The sequence below is a fragment of the Ruegeria sp. H9 genome, from assembly GCF_056532915.1.
On sequence record NZ_JBQFNX010000002.1, the window covers coordinates 434,761 to 452,161 of the forward strand.

A 17,401-nucleotide genomic window follows, 5' to 3' on the forward strand; every position below is an offset into this window, starting at 1 on the left:
CCACGCTTAAAAGAGACATCCAGAACAGGACATCCGCACCATGACCACGGAAACCAAGAGCGCCGACATTCAGCTGATTCAGCGTATATTGCCGCATCGCTATCCGTTTTTGCTGGTCGACAAGGTTGTGGATATCGATGGCTATCAATCAGCGGTGGGCATCAAGAATGTCACCATGAACGAGCCGCACTTTCAGGGCCATTTCCCCGGAACTCCGATCATGCCTGGCGTGACCATTGTCGAGGCGATGGCGCAGACTGCAGGGGTTATGCTGGGTGTCGGCATGGATGTAATCGACAGCGAATTGCTGATCTATTTCATGAATATCGACAAATGCAAATTCCGCCGCAAAGTCGTACCTGGCGATGTTCTCGAAATGCATGTCGAAACTGTACGCGGTAAGAAAGGTGGCAAGATCTTCAAGTTCAGCGGCCGCGCGACAGTCGAGGGCGAGGTTGCTGCCGAAGCTGAATTTTCGGCCTATGTCGACTGGGACATGGAAAAAACAACATGAGCGGTATTCATCCCAGCGCCATTATCGAAGACGGTGCGCAGATCGGGCAGGGTTGTACGATTGGTCCATTCTGCCATATCGGTCCGCAGGTCCGTCTGGGCGATCGGGTCGAATTGAAATCCCATGTCGTGGTCACCGGCGATACGTCAATTGGTGATGACACAGTGATTTTCAGCTTTGCTGTTGTCGGGGAAATTCCGCAAGACAAGAAATTCGGTGGTGAGAACACGCGCCTTGAAATCGGTGAGCGCAACCGTATCCGCGAACACGTCACTATCAACACCGGCACGGATGGCGGCGGTGGTATCACCCGGATTGGCGATGACTGCTTACTGATGGCCGGTGTCCACGTGGCGCATGATGTACAAATCGGCAACCGGGTCATTCTGGTGAATCACGCTGGCGCGGCTGGTCACTGTATTATCGAGGATGACGTCATCGTTGGCGGAATTTCGGGCTTACATCAGTTCGTGCGCGTAGGTCGCGGTGCCATCATTGGCGCGCTTACGATGGTCCCGAATGATGTGATCCCATATGGGCTTGTTCAGGCGCCTCGGGGCGAGCTGGATGGCTTGAATCTGGTCGGTTTGAAACGGCGTGGTGTAACGCGTGCGGATATCTCGGCATTGCGCGCGGCCTTCAAGGAACTGTCAGAAGGAGACGGCACCTTCATGGATCGCGCCACCCGGCTGGGTGAGGATGCTGACAACGAATATGTGCGCCAGATCGTCGAATTTGTGACGGGGCAAACAGACCGTTCGTTCCTGACCCCGAGGAAGTAGGCCAATGCTGGCATTGATCGCAGGAACTGGCGCTTTACCAGACGAGGTGGTCACTTGTCTGCCAAACCGCCCGCTAATCTGCGCTCTGGAAGGGTTTGAGCCCGATACACTGACCACCGACTTGGTTTTTCCATTGGAGCAACTGGGTAGCTTCATCGCCGATCTCAAAGCCCGCGGCGTGACCGAGATTTGCATGGCAGGGGCAGTGCGTCGTCCGACTGTCAATCCAGCTCGCATTGATGCGGCAACGATGCCGCTGGTGCCGATCCTGCAAAAGGCCATCATGGCCGGTGACGACGGCGCATTGCGCGCGGTCATTGGTATATTTGAGGATGCCGGTTTGACGGTCCGTGCGGCGCATGAGATCGCGCCGGATTTGCTGCCGCCGCTTGGCTCATTGACCGAAGCCCAGCCTTCTGAAGCTGATCACGCCGACGCAGATCGAGCGGCAGGAATCCTGCGCAACATGGGGGCGGCGGATATCGGTCAGGCTTGCGTAGTACTGAAATCCCAAGCGTTGGCGATCGAGGGCATCTATGGCACCGCATGGATGCTGCAATCCTTGACACAGCGCCCCGACGCGGGCGGTGGCATTCTGTACAAAGGTCCAAAGCCGGATCAGGACCGGCGCGCAGATATGCCTGCCATCGGACCCGACACCGTGTCAGCAGCCGTCGCTGCGGGCTTGTCTGGCATTGTCATTGAAAAGGGCGGCGTCATCGTTTTGCAACGCGATCGCGTGATTGAAGAATGCAATCGCCTTGGTCTGTTTCTTTATGTCCGCGAGCGCACGGTCTGATGCGCGTTTTTCTGGTCGCCGGTGAACCTTCGGGCGACCGTTTAGGAGCCGCGTTGATGGAAGGTCTGCGTACCCTTTTGCCAGAGGTGCACTTTGATGGGGTTGGCGGGCCGCTAATGCAGGCGCAGGGGCTGACCAGCCGATTTCCCATGTCTGAACTCAGCATTATGGGGTTGGTCGAGGTTCTGCCCAAGTTCTTTCACCTGAAACGCCGTATCGCTGAGACTGCTCAGGCAGTTCTAGATACGAAGCCTGATGTACTGATCACTGTCGACAGCCCGGATTTCTCGTTGCGTGTGGCTAAGCTGGTAAAGGCCTCCAGCGAGATTCGCACTGTCCACTACGTTGCCCCCAGCGTCTGGGCCTGGAGACCGGGGCGCGCAGACAAGATGGCGAAAGTAATCGATCACGTCCTTGCGCTGTTACCCTTTGAACCGCCTTATATGGAGCGGGCAGGGATGGAGTGTGACTTTGTCGGCCATCCGGTTGTGAACGAACCCATTGCGTCCGATCAGGATATCCAGCGATTCCGCGCGGCTCACGATCTGGGCGACGCGCCCATCGTGCTGGCTTTGCCCGGCTCTCGACGGGGTGAGGTCGAGCGGCTGGCTCCGATCTTTGGCGCTGCTTTGCAGGAATTTCTGAAAGACCGTCCCGGTATGCGCGTGGTCGTGCCCGCAGTTGCACATATGGTTGATGCGGTCGTCGAACAGGTTCGGAACTGGCCGGGGAATCCGATAGTTGTCGATCCGCGGGAATTGCCCTCGGACGACGCGCAAGCGCAGAAACGGGCAGCGTTTGCCGCAGCTGATCTTGCATTGGCTGCATCCGGCACGGTCTCATTGGAACTGGCCGCGCAGGCAACACCGATGGTGATCGCCTATAACCTCAACTGGCTGACCACGCTGATCGCAAAACGAATGGTTAAGCTGGACACCGTCACACTGGTCAATCTGGTCTCGGAGACACACGCAGTACCCGAATGTCTGCTGGATGAATGCCAACCGGACAAGATCGCTTCGGCGTTGGAACAGGTGGCCGCCACCCCCGACGCCCAACATCAAGCCATGGCGACGACGATGGAGCGTCTTGGTCGCGGTGGCGAAGCACCGGGTTTGCGTGCGGCAAGGTCCGTTTTGGACAGAATGAAATCGTGATGCTGGATCATGTGATCTTTGCTGCTTCTGCCTTCATGGCGCAGGTTTTGACCAATCTCGACAACCTTGCAGCTCTTGTAGCGTTGATGATGGTGTCTGGTCCGCGCCGGACCGTTGCGGGGTTCCTGCTGGCGCAGATGTTAATCATCGCTGCCGCCTTATTGTTGGCCTTGGGTGTCGATGATGTGGTGCCACATTGGGCTGGATATCTGGGCGTGATACCACTTGGCCTCGGGCTGATCGGAGTTATCCGTCAGTTCCGCGGATCGGAGACCGAGGAGGCCCCTCAAATATCCACGGGTGCTTCGACATTCGTCACCATGCTGCTGTTCATAAGTCTGTCGATGGACACGTTCGCTGTGCTTGCGCCGCTATTGGCCGACTCAGCCCCCAGCTATAGGATTGCGGGTGTCACCGGCGCGGTGGCAGCAGCGCTGACGCTGACCATGCTGGGGCTTTGGGGTGCACAATCCCCAATCATGACTGGCGGTTTCGCACGTCGGCTTGAGAAACTGGTGCCTTACGTAATGATTTGTGCCGGGATCTATATCCTCAGCAACTCGTGGACTGACGCGATTTAGTAACCGCGCCAGATCCAGCCGCCGCCAAAGATACGGCTGCCATCGGTTTCGTAGAACACACAAGCCTGACCCGGAGAGATACCTTCCTCGGGCGTCAGCAATTCAACCTCGGCTGTTGTGTCCGAAAGGGGGCGAATAATCGCCTCACGCGGCGGGCGGGTCGAGCGGACTTTGACCGAAACATGCCATTCGTTCTTTGACGTGAACGGTTCGTCACCCAGCCAATTGATCTCGCGCACGGGAACGGTTCTTGTGGCCAACATCTCTTTGGGGCCGACAACAACCTGTTTCTTGTCCACATCCAGCTTGACCACATACAAAGGTTCGCTGAGACCACCGATACCGAGCCCACGACGCTGACCGATCGTATAGTGAATCACCCCGTTATGCTGCGCCAGAACGCGGCCATCGGCGTGTACGATCTCACCGGGTTCTGCGGCTCCGGGGCGCAGTTTTTCGATCACGCTGGCATAGTTTCCGTTGGGCACAAAACAGATGTCCTGACTATCCGGCTTGTCCGCAACGGCCAGCCCATATTGTGCCGCCATCTCGCGCGTGGCGTCTTTGGAGGGCAGGTGGCCTAGCGGGAAACGCAGGAAATCCAACTGTTCCGGTGTGGTCGAAAATAGGAAATAGGACTGATCGCGATTTGCATCCTCAGCGCTATGAAGCTCGGCGCCTTTGGGGCCCATCTTGCGCTGAATATAGTGGCCGGTGGCCATGCAGTCGGCCTCAAGGTCCTTGGCGGTCTCAAGCAAGTCCTTGAACTTCACCCGTTCATTGCAACGGATGCAGGGCACCGGAGTCGCGCCGGCAAGATAGCTGTCGGCGAATTCGTCGATTACAGCGTCCTTGAAGATATTTTCATAGTCCAAGACGTAGTGAGGGAACCCGCGTTCTTCCGCCACGCGACGCGCATCGTGGATGTCGATCCCCGCACAGCACGCGCCTTTCTTGGCCAACGCCGCACCGTGATCGTAAAGCTGCAGAGTAACACCTACGACATCATAGCCTTGATCAGCGAGATGGGCCGCCACAACAGAGCTGTCCACACCGCCGGACATGGCCACGACAACCCGCGTTTCCGAGGGTGGTTTGGCAAAGCCAAGCGAGTTCAGCGGGGTCTCGGTATCGAGGGCCATAGGCGGTTCCTGTCCGGGTTAAGAAAGACCGGCAGAATATAAGAAAATTCTACACACTCTCAAGGGGCGGTTTCACGCCCTTTTAAGTAGGCTGGGTGCAGCTTTGTCGCAGCAGTAGAAGGTATGAGAGATGTATTTGCACAAAGTGGAAGGTCCAAGGTCGGTCACCCTGCCGGACGGGAGCGTGCTGACACGCGCCGATTTACCTCCTGCGGACACGCGGCGCTGGGTGGCGTCGCGCAAGGTGATCGTCGTGCGTGGTGTACTTTATGGGTTGATTTCGTTGTCCGAAGCCAAAAAGCGCTATGGCATCAGCGATGAAGAGTTCAACTCGTGGGTCTCAGCAGTTGCTGAGCACGGGATCGATGCATTGAAGGTGACGGCCTTAAAAAAATATCGACAACTTAAAGGTGAAAGTGAATAAATGATTCAACGGTAACGTCAGATTAACCATTTTTATTCAGGCTCAAATCAGTTGAAGAATTTGACCTAAATTGGAGCAGTGAACATGCGCATACTTCTTGTCGAGGATGATCCAACCACGTCCAAAAGCATCGAACTGATGCTGACACACGCCAATCTCAACGTGTATGCGACGGACCTTGGCGAAGAAGGCATCGATCTGGCCAAGCTATATGATTACGACCTCATCCTGTTGGACTTGAATCTGCCGGATATGAACGGCCATGAAGTGTTGCGCCAACTGCGCATAGCACGGGTAGAGACACCGATCCTGATTCTGTCGGGCGCTGATGACACCGAAAGCAAGATCAAGGGATTTGGATTTGGAGCAGACGATTATCTGACCAAACCTTTCCATCGCGAAGAGCTGGTGGCGCGCATTCATGCGATTATCCGCCGCTCTAAGGGGCATTCTCAATCCGTGATTCACACCGGGCAGGTCGCCGTAAATCTAGATGCCAAAACCGTAGAGGTGAACGGAAAAACCGTACACCTGACAGGCAAGGAATATCAGATGCTGGAACTTCTGAGCCTGCGGAAAGGGACAACACTGACCAAAGAAATGTTCCTGAACCATCTCTACGGCGGCATGGATGAGCCCGAGCTCAAGATTATCGACGTCTTCATCTGCAAGTTACGCAAGAAACTCAGCAATGCGACCGGTGGTGAGAATTATATCGAGACGGTCTGGGGCCGTGGATATGTCCTGCGTGATCCGCAAGCCAACAACATGGGTGAAACCCGCATGGCCGTGGGCGCTTGACCTGATCTGATAGCTGCCGTCGTTGGTCTGGGGCGGTAATTCCACTCGCGTTTCAGCACAACACTGGACCTGACCATGGCCTCGTCCTATCACTGGTTTTCAAGACGATGTGACAGGGCGGGGCCATGAGCGATACCACAGCAATCGCAGATCTGACAGAAGATGAAGCACGGGAAGAATTGGCCCGGCTCGCCAACGAACTGCTGCGGGCAAACCAGCTTTATCACACTGAAGATGCTCCAGAAATTTCGGATGCCGACTATGATGCTCTCAAGCGTCGCAATGCCGAGATCGAGGCGCGATTCCCCGAACTGAAACGCTCCGACAGCCCTACTGAACAAGTGGGCGCACGCGTTTCAGATGGGTTTGCAAAAGTGACTCACGCCGTGCGTATGATGTCACTAGGTAATGCGTTTGATGACACGGATGTTGCCGATTTTGACCGCTCGATCCGCAAATATCTGGGACTGGGAGATGAGGCACCGCTCGCCTATACAGCTGAGCCCAAAATCGACGGCCTGTCATTATCCCTGCGGTATGAGCAGGGTGAACTGATGCAGGCTGCAACACGTGGTGATGGTGAGACCGGTGAAAACGTTACCGCAAATGCGCGTACGCTTTCCGATATTCCACACCGAATTGAGGGTGCACCAGACGTTCTTGAGGTTCGCGGCGAGGTATACATGTCTCACCATGATTTCGAGGCTTTGAACGCACGTCAGGTCGAAACAGGTGGAAAGACCTTTGCAAATCCGCGCAATGCTGCGGCTGGTTCGCTCCGTCAACTGGATTCCGAAATAACACGATCTCGCCCGCTGAAATTCTTTGCCTACGCCTGGGGTGAATTGTCTGCACCGCTGGCTGAGACTCAGTTGGGCGCAATTGATCGCCTCAAAACCTTGGGGTTCAAGGTCAATGCGCTGACAAGGCGTTGCTCAACGACCAATGAGATGTTGGAACATTACCGTCAGATTGAAGCTCAGCGCGCGACCTTGGGCTATGACATTGATGGGGTCGTATACAAGGTCGATGATCTGAGTCTGCAGGCCCGGCTGGGTTTCCGATCTACCACGCCCCGCTGGGCAATTGCGCACAAGTTTCCTGCCGAACTGGCTTGGACGCGGCTTGAAGCCATCGACATTCAGGTGGGTCGTACAGGCGCGCTTAGCCCGGTAGCGCGGCTGCATCCGGTAACCGTTGGCGGGGTAGTTGTCTCGAACGCGACCCTACACAATGAAGATTATATTGCAGGGCGGGACGCCAAAGGCGGAGTCATTCGTGAGGGCAAGGATATTCGCGTTGGAGATTGGATTCAGGTCTATCGGGCCGGGGATGTGATCCCGAAAATCTCGGATGTTGATCTGTCGAAACGACCCGATGATGCGCGGCCCTTTGCTTTCCCGACGAAATGCCCGGAATGTGACAGCGACGCGATCCGGGAAGAGGGGGATGCGGTCCGCCGCTGCACAGGGGGGCTGATATGTCCCGCGCAGGCGGTTGAAAAACTCAAACATTTCGTATCGCGCAAGGCGTTCGATATCGAAGGGCTTGGCGCAAAACAAATCGAGATGTTTTATGGCGATCCTCTTCTGCCAATAAACACACCCGCTGATATATTTACATTGAAAAATCGCGACACTGAAAACCTGGCCCGGTTGAAGAACCGCGACGGCTGGGGCGAGACATCGGCAAGCAACCTGTTTGCAGCGATCGATGACAAGCGAACCATACCGTTTGCCCGTCTGTTGTTCGCTCTGGGGATTCGTCATGTGGGCGAAGTTGGTGCACGAGATTTGGCGTTGTTTTATCGGGAATGGGATGTAATGGCGGCCTCCATTGATACGGCCCGGCCTGCCGCGCTTGCGCAGCGTGCAGCCGATGAAGCGGAAGACGCCGAGAGGATCGCGGCTACTGCAGAAGCGAGGCGTGCGAAAGTTAAAGAAGTTCGGGACGCGGCTTTCGCGCGAATGGATGTTTCGACAGATGCCGCCAGCGCCTGGGCTGATCTGATTGGTATCGACGGAATCGGCGCCACGCTCGGGTTGTCACTATCTGATGCGTTTGCCAATTCGGAGGAACGCCAAGCATTTGATGATCTGCGTAAACATCTGACGGTTGTTCCACCAGAGGCTCCTGCGTCAGACAGTCCAGTCGCAGGAAAAACCGTCGTGTTTACAGGAACGCTTGAAAAGATGACACGCGCCGAGGCCAAGGCCCGCGCCGAAGCGTTAGGGGCCAAAGTGTCCGGCTCAGTCAGCCAGAAAACCGATTTGCTGGTCGCGGGTCCGGGCGCAGGGTCCAAGGCGAAAAAAGCGGCTGATCTGGGCATCGAAACCTTGGATGAAGATAGCTGGCTTCAACTGATTGGCGATCTATGAGCGGTAGGCCTGAACAGCTCTTTCCGCTGTTTGCGGGTCTTGAAACACTAGATGGTGTGGGGCCGAAGACCGCGCAGCTTCTGGGCCAATTAGGGATCGATTCACCGCGCGATGTATTGTTTTCGCTACCCTATGCGGTGATTGACCGGCGGCGACGCGATACGATTCAGGGCGCCGACCTTCCGACGACTCTGACTGTTGAGGTGACGATCGGCGCGCATCGAGCACCGCGGAACAAAGGGGGCGCATATCGCATTCATGTTGAAGACAGTCAGGCGGATTTCCAACTGGTGTTTTTTCATGCCCGAGGGGACTATCTGAAGAAGCTGTTGCCGGAGGGCGCACGCCGGGTGGTATCGGGAAAGCTTGAGCTGTTCGATGGCATGGCTCAGATGGTACACCCCGATCATATGGTCGCGCCTGAAAACGCAGGCGAATTGCCCGAGTTTGAACCGGTTTATCATCTGACGCAGGGTGTGACGCAAAAAACTGCCTATAAAGCTGCTCAAAGTGCGTTGGCGCGAGTACCTGCATTGGCCGAATGGGCCGACCCCGCTCAGGTGGCACAACAGAATTGGCCAGATTGGACAACAGCAATTCACGCTGCGCATCACCCGCAGGGGGCGGACGACGTAGCACCTTTTGCGCCTGCGCGGGAACGTCTGGCTTACGATGAGCTGCTCGCACATCAATTGACGCTGGCCCTGGCACGACAGCGTGAGCGTAAAGCGCGGGGGATCGTCAGTCTCGGCACCGGTGCTTTGCAATCCAAGGTGCTGGCAAGCCTTCCATATCGACCAACCGGAGCGCAGACATGCGCGATCGAGGAAATCTCGGCAGATATGGCCGCTGAGACGCGGATGAACCGGTTGCTTCAGGGCGATGTGGGGGCAGGAAAGACTCTGGTAGCATTTGTTTCGCTGCTTATAGCCGTCGAAGCTGGCGGGCAGGGGGTGATGATGGCCCCTACCGAAATCCTTGCCCGGCAGCATCTTGAAGGGCTGCGACCATTGGCAGAAGAAGCCGGAGTTGTGCTGGAAATCCTGACCGGGCGCGACAAGGGGGCTGAGCGTCGAGCGAAGCTGGCTGCGCTGAAGCAGGGAGATATTCAGATATTGGTCGGTACCCACGCGGTGTTTCAGGACGATGTTGAATTCAAAGCCCTAAGGCTGGCCATCGTTGATGAGCAGCACCGTTTTGGCGTCCGCCAACGCATGGAGCTGTCCGAAAAGGGCCAACGCGCTGATGTGCTGGTGATGACCGCTACGCCCATCCCGCGCAGTTTGGCGCTTGCGCAGTACGGCGATATGGACGTTTCGGTGCTGGATGAAAAGCCGCCGGGTCGTAAACCGATCAAGACCGCAGTCGTCAGCACGCAACGCATGGATGAAGTTGTGACCCATCTGCGCGGTGCGATTGATGCAGGCAAACAATGCTATTGGGTGTGCCCATTAGTCGATGAATCCGAGGTCTCGGACCTGACTGCGGCTGAGGAGCGTTTCAAACGGTTGCGCGCGATCTTGGGGGACGATGTGGTGGGTCTGGTACACGGCCAAATGCCGCCCGCCGATAAAGACGCGGCAATGGCGGCGTTTCAGAGTGGTAAGACCAAAGTCCTTGTCGCTACTACGGTGATCGAGGTTGGGGTGAACGTGCCGAACGCCACGATCATGGTGATTGAGCGGGCAGAGATTTTTGGTCTGGCGCAGTTGCATCAGCTTAGGGGCCGAGTTGGACGTGGTGAAGATGCCTCAACCTGTTTGTTGATTTATCAGCCACCGCTTAGCGAGGGTGGTCGCAAACGGCTGGAGGTACTCCGAGAAACTGAAGACGGCTTCCGCATTGCCGAGACCGATCTGCAGATGCGCGGTGCGGGTGACTTGATCGGAACCGTACAATCTGGCCTGCCAAAGTTCCGGATAGCTGATCTTGAAAGGCAAGCTGGGCTGATGGCGGTGGCGCAATCAGATGCGCGCGCTTTGCTGTCCGCAGACCCCAAATTGACCTCGGATCGGGGGCAGGCTGCGCGTGTTCTTCTGTGGCTTATGAAGCAGGATCAGGCGATCCGTTTGATATCAGTGGGTTAGACCGAAAATCCCACTAAGTTCACAAATGTTCTCAAAAAGTTCTTTACCGACTCGTTAAAATATGAGAACAAAAGGTCAACAAAGGATTAAACCTGACCGGAGGTGAGACCATGCTGAGCCAGATCAAAACTGCCTTTACCCGTTCACAATCCACGATTTTGCAGGATGCAGCGGGCGCGGTTTCACTGGTTGTGATGCTGGTGGTTGCCCTTCACCTGCCAACCGGGTTCTAAGCCTTTCTGCCTGCGATCTCGTGCCGATCACACCGCGCTTGTCTCCCCGTCATAGTCAAGGGTGACCTGCCTGTCCCATTTCCCTTGAAGGGGCCTGCCTCGGCCCCGTGCGGTGATCCGGACCCTACATGAGAAACGCATGACTTGCCGCCGCCCTTTCCGCCCGGAAGGTGCGGCGGTTCTTTTTACAGCTGTCCGGTTTTGATGATTTCGATCGTGGCGGATAGAACTGAATTTACGGCGACAGATGCAAGGATCATCCCCATCACGCGGCTGATGATCGCTGCGCCGGAATGCCCGATCAACCGGATGATCGGCTCGGCCAGCAGCATCAGCACAAACGCTATGGCAATAACGACCAGCATAACCAGTGCAGTGATGCTCTGATCGGCAACGCTGTATCGGTTGTTGTCCGTTAGAACCACTATCGCCAGCATCGCGCCCGGTGACGCAAGCGAAGGGACGGCCAAAGGGAATATGGCCGGATTGGTCTTGTGCATTTTGTCGTCCAAGTCTTCTTCGGCCTGGCGCTGCTCGATCACCTGTTTGCTTTCGCCAAAGATCATGGTCAGAGCGAAGAGAAACAGAATAATTCCGCCTGCAACCTGAAACGAGTTTAGGCCGATATCCAAAGCCTCGATCACAAGTTGCCCGAAGATCAGAAAGAACAGCAGAATGCCTGCGCTGACCAACGCGGCCAGTAAAGCGGTTTTACGACGCGCACCCGTCGCGATCCCAGCAGTGACAGCGATAAAGACGGGGATGGTGCCGATCGGGTCGATCACGACCCAGAGCGTCACAAAATGTTCCAGCAAATTGTTCACGTTAGCCCCCCCCAATCATTGGGGGCACCCTATACGGCTTTGTATGGAAAAGCCAATCAGGCGCAGTTGGCTTGTTCGGCCTGCTCCATCGCCTCGGCGGTCGCGTCAAGCGCCAGCAGGATTGACGCGTGGCGGTTCTTGTAGTCCCGCGCGGGCATCAGAACTTCGAGCCCCTCAAAGGGCGCCTCGGGGGCAGGGCCGTCTTTCTTCAGCATTGCGGAAAGCTGATCACGTGCGGTTTCGACCTGCGACCGCGTCGCCCCGATCACGGCGCTGCCTACGACCGAAGCCGAGGCCTGACCCAACGCACAGGCCTTGACGTCTTGCCCAAAGTCCACGATCCGCCCATCTTCAAGCTTGACGTCAACAGTCACGGTCGATCCACACAAAGGGGCTCGTTTCTTTACCGTCGCATCGGGATTATCCAAGCGATCCAGATGCGGAATATCCGCAGCTAGCGCCAAGATGCGTCCGGAATAGAGCTTGATCAGATCGGTTTCGCCGCTCATGGCTTTCCCTCGTTGTCCATTCCCCATACATAATGGCGGGATTCTGGGATGCAAAAGGTTTTTGCGATGGCTGACGCAGTCTTGTTCGATCCGTCGACACTGAAATTCAACGAGGCGGGTTTGATCCCCGCGATCGCACAGGACGAAGCGACGGGTGAGGTTCTGATGATGGCCTGGATGAATGCCCAATCCATCGAGCAAACGTTGGAAACCGGACGGGTTACGTATTGGTCGCGGTCACGACAGGCGTTCTGGATCAAGGGCGAAAGCTCGGGCCACTTTCAGGCCCTGGTGGATTTTCGCGTCGATTGCGACAGGGATTGCCTGCTGATTGTGGTGAACCAAACGGGGCCAGCCTGTCACACCAATCGGCGAAGTTGTTTCTACACGGCCGTCCGCGATGGGACCGAAGTCGAGCTCATGAAGCCGATGGAATAGTGGGGCCTCTGATGGTGGTCAGGTCAAATGCCCACCATCTCTCTGATTTCAGCAGGAGATGCTCCTTGTTCGCGATAAAGCGAGATGGCGCGTGCGTCGTCACGTTTCGCGAGGCGTTTGCCGTTGTTGTCCCGGATCAGACGGTGATGATGATAAACAGGTGTCGGCAACCCAAGCAGCCCTTGTAAAAGGACATGTATCTGCGTGGCATCGAACAAATCCTCGCCCCGGACCACATGGGAGATGTTCTGATCCGCATCATCAACCACGACGGACAGGTGATACGAACTGCCCATATTGCGCCGAACGAGAATGATATCGCCAACCGCGTTCATGAGGTTGTGCGCATCAAGCTCATGCGTTCCCAAATACTTCGCACCAGTTTCACAAAATCCACGAAGTTCGGATGCCTTGATTGCCTTGTGCATGTTCAGGCGCAGAACATCACCAGCTGAAGCATCCGACAAAGGGCGGTCGCGGCACGTGCCTGGATAGATGCGCCCGTCAGGTCCGAACTGGGGTACACCTTCCTGCGGAGCACCGGCCGCAGATTCGATATCGGCACGATTGCAGCTGCAAGGGTAGACCAGGCCCGTGTTTTTGAGAATCTCCAATGCCTCTCTGTATCGCGGCAGCCTGTCCGACTGGCGCATCACCGGGTGCGGCCAGTGCAGTCCAAGCCAGTGCAGGTCGTCGTAGATCTGGGTTTCCCAACGAGACCTGGATCGCGATTGATCAATATCTTCGATCCGCAAAAGAAATGATCCACCCGCAGCCCGTGCCTGATCAAACGCAAGAAGCGCGGAATAGGCATGCCCTAGATGCAGCGGACCTGTTGGAGATGGTGCGAAACGCGTTGTGAATGTCACGTTTTTTCAACAACATAAACGTCAGATTTCATGTCCATACCCGGTAGGTGCGGACCGTATTCGCGGAATAACAGCCTTGCGTGACCCATGTCCAGCCAGTCGTTCAGCCGCCCGGTGTAAGTGCGGTCAGCCAAAGTGTGATCGTTGAAGGAAAACGCCAGATATCCGCCACGTGGCAGCGCGTTCATAAGTAGATCAAAGGTTTCAGGCGGCGCGGCACCAACACCGATGACGCCAATGCATGTTATGGCTGAGTAAGCTTCGGCCTCAATGGGGTTGGGATCAGTAACTTCGAAGTTTATCAAGTTGCGATAAACCCCTTTGGCAGCGGCACCTTCCAACATCTTTGGTGTTGGATCCATCCCATCGATGACACGAAAACCCGCCTTGCGAAGTGCTAAACCCGACAACCCGGTACCGCATCCGTAGTCCAGCACCGGCACATCAGCATCTGAGACAAAGGATTTCAATGCTGCCGCAACACGGTCCGGGGTGACATATCCGTGCTCACCGACTTCATCATCGTATGAGGCCGCCCATTTTTGGTAGTGATCGTGCGTTTCCTGGGCAGAATTCAGATTGTATGTGTCTTTCAGAAGCTTATCGCTCATACCTTACATGTTAGGCGCAGGCTGGGGGCGACGTCCAGTCAACACTGCTTTACCCAATCGCTCCAGACTTCTTTTGCGCGATCGGTATAGGCCTTGTAGCGGTCCTTACGGCCTCGGCGCCCCCCCTTCAGGCCGTCGACCGGGCGAAACAGACCGAAATTCACGTTCATCGGCTGGAAGGTCTTGGCTTCGGCGCCGCCCGTGATGTGGTGGATCAATGCGCCCATCGCACTGTCTTGCGGTACGTCGGGAAGGGATCGGCCTAGTATTTCGGCAGCGGCCAAACGGCCTGCCAAAAGGCCCATCGCTGCGCTTTCCACATAGCCTTCCACCCCCGTGATTTGCCCCGCAAAACGAATATTTGGCCTAGACTTGAGCCGCATCTGCGCGTCCAGCAAAGTCGGAGAGTTGATGAAAGTATTGCGGTGAATGCCACCCAATCGCGCAAAGCTGGCATTTTCCAGACCCGGTATCATACGAAATACCTCGGTCTGCGCTCCGTATTTCATCTTGGTTTGAAAACCGACGATATTGAACAACGTGCCCAAGGCATTGTCGCGCCGCAATTGGACGACGGCATAAGGTTTTACGTCCGGTTGATGCGGATTTGTCAGGCCAACAGGTTTCATCGGGCCATGGCGTAAAGTTTCACGACCGCGCTCGGCCATAACCTCGATCGGCAGACAGCCGTCGAAATAACCAGCGGTCTCTCCCTCGTGGAATTCGGTCTTATCTGCAGCCAGCAGCGCATCAATGAAGGCTTCGTGCTGGTCACGATCCATCGGACAGTTGAGGTAGGCGGTGCGCTCTTCCTGAGTCTCGCCCTTATCGTAGCGTGACTGCATCCAGGCTTTGCTCATATCAATGCTGTCTGCATAGACGATGGGGGCGATCGCGTCGAAAAAGGCCAGCGCCTCGGCACCAGTTTCTGCGCGAATGGCTTCCCCCAATGCGGGCGAGGTCAACGGCCCGGTTGCAAAGATCCACTTTCCGTCTTGGGGTAGACTGGTAACTTCTTCCGCTGAGACCGAGACCCGTGGATGGGCCTTCAGCTTGGCAGTTACGGCTTCGGCAAAAGGATCACGGTCAACCGCAAGCGCGCCACCCGCAGGCAGGCGATGGCTATCTGCGGTCGTCATGATCAACCCGTTTGCCGCGCGCATTTCCCAATGCAGCAAGCCGACTGCGTTCTGTTCATCATCATCCGATCGGAATGAGTTCGAACACACCATCTCGGCCAGATTGCCGGTCTGGTGTGCAAACGTGCCCACATTAGGACGCATTTCGTGGATCACAACATCCACGCCCATTTCCGCTGCCTGCCAGGCGGCCTCGGACCCGGCCATGCCGCCGCCCACGATATGCAATGTCTCTGTCATGTGCTGCCAAATAGGGCAGAGCAGCGCCATGCGCAATGCGCAGTAATCGCTTTAGTTCTGAGAGGGATTCTTGGGGTCGCCGCTGCGGGAATGTCAACGCCGGTGAGAGAAACCAGCTTGGAGGGACCTTCCGCCCACGGCGACCCAAAAGTATGGTCAGGCCTTGGCCTTGACCCAGCTTTGCCACAGTGTCGCCCTTTTGAAAAGTGAAAAAATGCGAACAGTCGGCAAAAATGTATTAAATAATTGCGTTACTGGTGCCAATCAGGCGGGCGCTTTTCGATAAAGGCACTAATCCCTTCCTCAGTATTCCGGTCCATCATATTCTGTGCCATTACCTCGGCGGTATAATCGTATGCCTGATCAGTCCGCATTGTAATCTGTTGATAAAAAGCGGTTTTACCGATTTTCACGGCACTGCTGAGCTTGCCTGCCAACTTCTCGGCCAACGCATTGGTTTCATCTTCCAACAAGTTCTCGGGAACCGCTCGATTGATCAGACCCAGCTCAGCCGCGCGTTCGGCGGTGATAAAATCACCGGTCGTGAGCATTTCAAACGCCTGTTTCCGCGGTATATTCCGGCTGAGAGCCACCATCGGAGTGGAGCAGAACAAGCCGATATTGACACCATTTACGCCGAACCGTGTGCCCTCGGCCGCGATTGCCAGGTCACAGGTTGCTACAAGCTGACACCCTGCGGCAGTGGCGATCCCGTGCGCTTGGGCGATCACGGGTTGGGGCAGGGACTGAATGGACATCATCATCTTGGCACATCGGTCGAACAGATCCTGAAAATAGGAAAGCCCACCATCGGGTGCCTGCCGCCCTTGGGTCATCTGTTTCAGATCGTGCCCCGCGCAAAACGCTTTCCCCGCACCGGAAAGAACAACAACACGAATCGACTTGTCTTCGCGCAGCGCATCGAACTCTGCCTGCAGGGCCGCCAGCATTTCATCGCTGAGGGCGTTCAACCGCTCAGGCGCGTTCATTCGAAGCCGTGCGATCGCACCTGTATCGTTACGTTCCAGAATTGCCATCTTGCCCTCCCGCTGGCGTTCAGGCCAACTCTAGGCGGGCAGAGCGACGAGGGGAAGCATGTCATTAGCACTGAATAAACAAGAATTGACGGAATACCTGGCGCAGGTGTTCCCACAGGTTCATAACGACTTTGTCGTCGAGGATCTGAGAGAAGCAAACATCACCATGCGCCTGAGGGTCGAAGACCGTCACCTGCGCCCCGGAGGCACAGTATCTGGTCCTTCCATGTTCGGGCTGGCCGATGTCAGTGTATATGCAATGGTTTTGGCACGGAAAGGTCGGCAATCTCTGGCTGTCACGACCAACAGTTCTCTGGATTTCTTGCGCAAGCCGGAAGGCGGGGCGGACCTGATTGCTGAGTGTAAGTTGTTGAAATTAGGTAGAACGCTGGCTGTCGGGGATGTGCTGATTTACTCGGAAGGCTCTGACAAACCCGTCGCGCGGGCCAGCATGACCTATTCGCTTCCTCCAGAAGGCTCAGCCGCTGCTGCCTTTGGGTAAAAAAGGCCGGGGATAAACCCCGGCCAGGAAGAGGTCCCTTAGATGGGACTGGGGATAGTCTATTTCATCCAGAAATAGCGGCTGACTTCTGCATCTGCCCGATGGCGGGTCAGCCCGACATCGCGGAGCAGCCTGTCATCCAGCTTACCTAAGTTTACCCGGCTGCGGCGGCGTTGTTCCCATTGTGTGACCGACGCCGCAAACCGCACGGCCAGCGCGGCGATCAGCGGCAGCCGGGGGCTGTCGTTCAGCAGCAAGAGGGCGGGGTTGTGCATTGCGCGTGTCATCTTGGGTATCCTTTCAAATTGTATTGACACAAAGTAAATATGCTCGG

The 17,401-nt window shown here is 56.2% G+C and carries 19 protein-coding genes and 1 pseudogene; 12 read left to right on the forward strand and 8 right to left on the reverse strand.

Annotated features, from left to right (window positions below; all coding sequences use genetic code 11):
* The first annotated feature begins 40 nt into the window (after positions 1-40).
* The 5 genes from fabZ to ACR0CZ_RS10735 are packed head-to-tail and all read left to right on the forward strand — an operon-like array spanning position 41 to position 3,833.
* Positions 41-514, forward strand: a complete 474-nt coding sequence (gene fabZ / locus ACR0CZ_RS10715) for a 3-hydroxyacyl-ACP dehydratase FabZ (protein WP_170393131.1) — start codon at positions 41-43, stop codon at positions 512-514.
* Entirely contained in the window at positions 511-1,296 is a 786-nt protein-coding gene (gene lpxA, locus ACR0CZ_RS10720; protein ID WP_170465375.1) for an acyl-ACP--UDP-N-acetylglucosamine O-acyltransferase, read from the forward strand. Before fabZ ends, lpxA begins: the two co-directional genes overlap by 4 nt.
* Before the next feature lie 4 nt (positions 1,297-1,300).
* Positions 1,301-2,095 carry a UDP-2,3-diacylglucosamine diphosphatase LpxI domain-containing protein gene (locus ACR0CZ_RS10725; protein ID WP_170393129.1) on the forward strand — a complete coding sequence of 265 codons (795 nt, stop codon included), beginning with the start codon at positions 1,301-1,303 and terminating at the stop codon, positions 2,093-2,095.
* Entirely contained in the window at positions 2,095-3,252 is a 1,158-nt protein-coding gene (gene lpxB, locus ACR0CZ_RS10730; RefSeq protein WP_170393128.1) for a lipid-A-disaccharide synthase, read from the forward strand. The genes ACR0CZ_RS10725 and lpxB overlap by 1 nt, the downstream gene beginning before the upstream one ends.
* Positions 3,252-3,833, forward strand: a complete 582-nt coding sequence (locus ACR0CZ_RS10735; RefSeq protein WP_170393127.1) for a cadmium resistance transporter — start codon at positions 3,252-3,254, stop codon at positions 3,831-3,833. Before lpxB ends, ACR0CZ_RS10735 begins: the two co-directional genes overlap by 1 nt.
* Here ACR0CZ_RS10735 and mnmA read toward each other — a convergent pair.
* A complete protein-coding gene (mnmA, locus tag ACR0CZ_RS10740; RefSeq protein WP_170393126.1) occupies positions 3,830-4,975 on the reverse strand; it encodes a tRNA 2-thiouridine(34) synthase MnmA in 1,146 nt (381 codons plus the stop codon). The genes ACR0CZ_RS10735 and mnmA overlap by 4 nt on opposite strands.
* Positions 4,976-5,105: 130 nt before the next feature.
* Here mnmA and sciP point away from each other — a divergent pair, with 130 nt between their 5' ends.
* The 5 genes from sciP (at position 5,106) to ACR0CZ_RS10765 (ending at position 10,898) form a co-directional block, all read left to right on the forward strand.
* A complete protein-coding gene (gene sciP / locus ACR0CZ_RS10745; RefSeq protein WP_170393125.1) occupies positions 5,106-5,399 on the forward strand; it encodes a CtrA inhibitor SciP in 294 nt (97 codons plus the stop codon).
* Positions 5,400-5,483: 84 nt separating this feature from the next.
* Positions 5,484-6,200 (forward strand): response regulator transcription factor CtrA, encoded by a 717-nt coding sequence (ctrA, locus tag ACR0CZ_RS10750; protein WP_170393124.1) that lies wholly within the window; start codon positions 5,484-5,486, stop codon positions 6,198-6,200.
* A 125-nt stretch (positions 6,201-6,325) separates the two neighbouring features.
* A complete protein-coding gene (gene ligA / locus ACR0CZ_RS10755) occupies positions 6,326-8,578 on the forward strand; it encodes an NAD-dependent DNA ligase LigA (protein ID WP_480536949.1) in 2,253 nt (750 codons plus the stop codon).
* Entirely contained in the window at positions 8,575-10,665 is a 2,091-nt protein-coding gene (gene recG / locus ACR0CZ_RS10760; protein ID WP_170393122.1) for an ATP-dependent DNA helicase RecG, read from the forward strand. Before ligA ends, recG begins: the two co-directional genes overlap by 4 nt.
* Before the next feature lie 110 nt (positions 10,666-10,775).
* Entirely contained in the window at positions 10,776-10,898 is a 123-nt protein-coding gene (locus ACR0CZ_RS10765; protein ID WP_255612104.1) for a hypothetical protein, read from the forward strand.
* A 185-nt stretch (positions 10,899-11,083) separates the two neighbouring features.
* Here ACR0CZ_RS10765 and ACR0CZ_RS10770 read toward each other — a convergent pair whose 3' ends face one another.
* A complete protein-coding gene (locus tag ACR0CZ_RS10770; protein ID WP_170393121.1) occupies positions 11,084-11,722 on the reverse strand; it encodes a MarC family protein in 639 nt (212 codons plus the stop codon).
* Positions 11,723-11,778: 56 nt separating this feature from the next.
* The gene (locus ACR0CZ_RS10775; RefSeq protein ID WP_170393120.1) at positions 11,779-12,231 is read right to left on the reverse strand and encodes an iron-sulfur cluster assembly scaffold protein; all 453 of its coding nucleotides are present in this window, start codon (positions 12,229-12,231) and stop codon (positions 11,779-11,781) included.
* Between the two features lie 48 nt (positions 12,232-12,279).
* Between ACR0CZ_RS10775 and hisI the strand changes: the two genes are divergently transcribed.
* Positions 12,280-12,669 (forward strand): phosphoribosyl-AMP cyclohydrolase, encoded by a 390-nt coding sequence (gene hisI / locus ACR0CZ_RS10780; RefSeq protein WP_170393119.1) that lies wholly within the window; start codon positions 12,280-12,282, stop codon positions 12,667-12,669.
* A gap of 23 nt (positions 12,670-12,692) precedes the next feature.
* Here hisI and gluQRS read toward each other — a convergent pair whose 3' ends face one another.
* The 4 genes and pseudogenes from gluQRS to ACR0CZ_RS10800 all read right to left on the reverse strand — a co-directional run.
* Positions 12,693-13,538 carry a tRNA glutamyl-Q(34) synthetase GluQRS gene (gluQRS, locus tag ACR0CZ_RS10785; protein WP_170393118.1) on the reverse strand — a complete coding sequence of 282 codons (846 nt, stop codon included), beginning with the start codon at positions 13,536-13,538 and terminating at the stop codon, positions 12,693-12,695.
* Positions 13,535-14,149: a class I SAM-dependent methyltransferase gene (locus ACR0CZ_RS10790; protein WP_170393117.1), complete on the reverse strand. Its 615-nt coding sequence runs from the start codon at positions 14,147-14,149 to the stop codon at positions 13,535-13,537. Before ACR0CZ_RS10790 ends, gluQRS begins: the two co-directional genes overlap by 4 nt.
* Positions 14,150-14,187: 38 nt before the next feature.
* Positions 14,188-15,528 (reverse strand): methylenetetrahydrofolate--tRNA-(uracil(54)-C(5))-methyltransferase (FADH(2)-oxidizing) TrmFO, encoded by a 1,341-nt coding sequence (trmFO, locus tag ACR0CZ_RS10795; RefSeq protein WP_170393116.1) that lies wholly within the window; start codon positions 15,526-15,528, stop codon positions 14,188-14,190.
* Between the two features lie 251 nt (positions 15,529-15,779).
* Positions 15,780-16,574, reverse strand: a pseudogene (locus tag ACR0CZ_RS10800) (enoyl-CoA hydratase); the annotation flags it as partial.
* A 49-nt stretch (positions 16,575-16,623) separates the two neighbouring features.
* Between ACR0CZ_RS10800 and ACR0CZ_RS10805 the strand changes: the two are divergent.
* Positions 16,624-17,067, forward strand: coding sequence for a PaaI family thioesterase (locus tag ACR0CZ_RS10805; RefSeq protein WP_170393114.1), 444 nt, complete (start codon positions 16,624-16,626; stop codon positions 17,065-17,067).
* Between the two features lie 59 nt (positions 17,068-17,126).
* Here ACR0CZ_RS10805 and ACR0CZ_RS10810 read toward each other — a convergent pair whose 3' ends face one another.
* Positions 17,127-17,354 carry a YjiS-like domain-containing protein gene (locus ACR0CZ_RS10810; RefSeq protein ID WP_170393113.1) on the reverse strand — a complete coding sequence of 76 codons (228 nt, stop codon included), beginning with the start codon at positions 17,352-17,354 and terminating at the stop codon, positions 17,127-17,129.
* Positions 17,355-17,401: the final 47 nt, after the last annotated feature.